The sequence below is a fragment of the Rhodococcus sp. 7Tela_A2 genome, from assembly GCF_049311045.1.
Lineage (GTDB): Bacteria > Actinomycetota > Actinomycetes > Mycobacteriales > Mycobacteriaceae > Rhodococcus.
Genome location: NZ_JAXION010000209.1, coordinates 1 through 2,121 on the forward strand (window position 1 = coordinate 1; position 2,121 = coordinate 2,121).

The following is a 2,121-nucleotide window of genomic DNA, read 5'->3' on the forward strand; positions in this document are numbered from 1 at the left end:
CCCCCCCGGCCGCCCCCCCCGGCCCCGGCCCCCCGCCGGTGGTGTCTGCACGAACGTTTCCCGGACCGCAGTCTCTGCCCGGGCGGGCCGGACCTCAGTCGAAGCCGCCGCCGCCCGCGGGGAACTGGATGCGCACGACGCGGTCGTCGTTCGGTCCGGGTTCACCGCCGGACTTGTTGACCGTCGAGATCCAGAGCAGACCGTCCGGGGACGACGCCGCCCCGCGAAGCAGGCCGTAGCGATCCTGAACGGTGAGGACCGGCGCGGCGGTGACCGCACCCGATCCCGGATCGATCGCCACCACGGCGACCGCTTTCCCGCCGGTCAGCGCTACCGCGATACCGTCCGGCGACGCGGCGCATCCCGCCACGCCGGGCCGCTCGGGCCAAGTCCATGCCGGGCCCGCACCGACGGAGCCGTCCGCGCCGATGCGCTGGAGACGATCTTCGAGTTCGGTCCGGTCCGTCACCCACAGATTGCCGCCCGGGTCGCGGCACACGTCACCGGCCGTGCCGATGCCCGAGAGCACCACGGTGGGCACCGGTGCGGTGCCCGGCGCCGGAAGCGGAAACTCGAGCAGTTTCCCGGCCAGAGAAGCGGGATCGGTTGCCGCGGAGCCGTTTCCCGCATTTCCGGTGAGGACGACCATCTCCGTGGGGGACGTGAATTCGATGGCGCCACCGTTTCCCGTCGCGCCGCGGGGTATGCCGGTCAGCACATCCTTCGGGGTGTCGCCGGCCGCGACCCGCACGACCCGGTTGTCGGTGGGGGTGGTGATGTAGGCGTAGAGCAACCGGTCTTCGTCGAAGGTGGGGGACAGCGCCACATCGAGCAGGCCGCCGTCACCCGAAGCGTCGACGGGGACGGTGGCGATTTCCACGGGCTCGGTGTCGGGCGCGACCTGGAGGATTCGTCCGGTCCGTCGTTCCGTCACGAGTGCGGCACCACCGCCGGGCAGGGTCACCAGCCCGCCGGTCGTGTCGAGACAGGTCGCGACCACTGCCGGATCGGGATCTTCACACGGCCCCGGGGGCACGGCGGAGGCGTTCGGCGTCGTCGTGGTCGTCGTGGGGTCCTGCGGCCCGAAACCGGGACCGGAATCGAAGGTCGGTTCGGGGGTGAACGGTGTCGATGCCGCATCGTCGAACCTCGCGCAGGACGACAGCGCGAGAACCCCGACGGCCAGTGCCACCGCCGCCGTCCGAACACCGCGCGAACCTGTCGACTGCCTGCCCCACGTCATAGCGCAAACGTTACCGGCACGCCGCGTGTCGCCTCCGGATGCCGGGTGCTCGGGCGCCCGGAGTCCTACCCTGGTGGCGTGACCGACAAGGAAACCGGCCGATCGCCGGAAACAGGATCGAGTCCTTTCGACGAGCCGACACTCCAGATGCGGCGCACTCGTGCCTCCCGGCTGGAGTCCGAGGACGACCTCGACCTCGACGGATCGTCGTTCGGTAGCGGTGCCCACGCGGCGCCCACCGAGCAGATGTACCGGCCCGGCACCGCCGGTGGCTACGTGGCGGATCCCGCGTCCACGACCGTCGAGCAGCATCCGGTCAAGGTTCGACGCGGCACCCTCGATCTCGGGTTGCTGATTCTGCGACTCGCGGTCGGTGGAACCCTGATCGCCCACGGCCTGCAGAAACTGGTCGGGTTGTGGGGCGGGCCCGGACTCGACGGTTTCGAGGAACTGCTGCGCGAGGCCGGATATCAGCAGCCCCGGGTGCTTGCGATCGTCGGCGCGGTCGGCGAGACGGCGGCCGGTGCGCTGCTCGTGCTCGGTCTGCTGACACCTCTTGCCGCGGCGGCGGTGGTCGCGATCATGATCAACGCCGTGTTGTTCAAGCACGACCTCGAGCCGGGCGTGCAGTACTTCGCGTCCGACCGCTCCGGCTTCGAGTACGAGGTTCTCCTCGCCGCAGCGGCGGTGGCGCTCACGCTCACCGGTCCCGGCAGGATCGCGGCCGACGGCCCGCGCAAGTGGGCGACACGTCCCTTCCTCGGATCGTTCGTCGCGTTGCTGCTCGGCGTCGCGGCGGGTGTCTGTCTGTGGCTGTTCGGCCGCTGAGACCACGGAAAACGGCGGGGGGGGGGGGGCGCCCCCGGGGGGGGCCCCCC

Annotated in this window: 2 protein-coding genes; one reads left to right on the plus strand and one right to left on the minus strand. The window is 71.2% G+C overall.

Annotated features, from left to right (window positions below; translation table 11 throughout):
* Positions 1 to 94: 94 nt before the first annotated feature.
* Positions 95 to 1,243, minus strand: coding sequence for a PQQ-dependent sugar dehydrogenase (locus TVH25_RS21225; protein ID WP_169619643.1), 1,149 nt, complete (start codon positions 1,241 to 1,243; stop codon positions 95 to 97).
* A 78-nt stretch (positions 1,244 to 1,321) separates the two neighbouring features.
* Between TVH25_RS21225 and TVH25_RS21230 the strand changes: the two genes are divergently transcribed.
* Complete coding sequence (locus TVH25_RS21230) at positions 1,322 to 2,071, plus strand: DoxX family membrane protein (protein WP_296550417.1); 750 nt, start codon at positions 1,322 to 1,324, stop codon at positions 2,069 to 2,071.
* Positions 2,072 to 2,121: the final 50 nt, after the last annotated feature.

Excerpts from the sequence above, each read along its gene's own strand:
- TVH25_RS21225 (WP_169619643.1), bottom strand. The coding sequence starts at position 1,243 with ATGACGTGGGGCAGGCAGTCGACAGGTTCGCGCGGTGTTCGGACGGCG.